The organism is Lentzea kentuckyensis, assembly GCF_002150765.1.
GTDB classification, from domain to species: Bacteria; Actinomycetota; Actinomycetes; order Mycobacteriales; family Pseudonocardiaceae; genus Lentzea; species Lentzea kentuckyensis.
The window spans coordinates 605-1,065 of sequence record NZ_MUYM01000210.1; the positions used below are offsets into that span (position 1 = coordinate 605).

The 461-nt window shown below is 67.7% G+C and carries 1 protein-coding gene; it reads left to right on the plus strand.

Annotated features, from left to right (window positions below):
- A partial coding sequence (locus tag B0F77_RS45990) for an MFS transporter (protein WP_143467294.1) occupies nt 1-461 on the plus strand: 461 nt, incomplete at both ends.

Consider the following 461-nt stretch of genomic DNA (forward strand, 5'->3'; position numbering starts at 1 on the left):
CGCGACCAACGCCGCCAAGGCGAACACCGCGCTCAACGGCACGAACCCCTGCGCGAACGACAACGCGTTCGACCACTGCGACGTCACGTTCCTCGGACTGCAGTTCCCCTCCGGCTCGCTGTGGGGCTACCTGCTCTCCGTCGCCACCGTGATCCAGGTCCTCGTGCTGCCGGTCATGGGCGCCATCGCCGACCGCACCCAGAACAAGAAGAAGATGCTCGGCTTCTTCGCCTTCACCGGCTCCGCGGCCACCATCGCGCTCGCGACCGTCGAAGGCACCAACTGGACCCTCGGCGTCTTCTTCTTCGTCATCGCCAACATCTGCTACGGCGCCAGCGTCGTCGTCTACTACGCCTTCCTGCCCGAGATCGCCACACCGGACGAACGCGACGCCGTCTCCAGCCGCGGCTGGGCGTTCGGCTACCTCGGCGGCGGCGTCGCCCTCGCGATCCAGCTCGGCA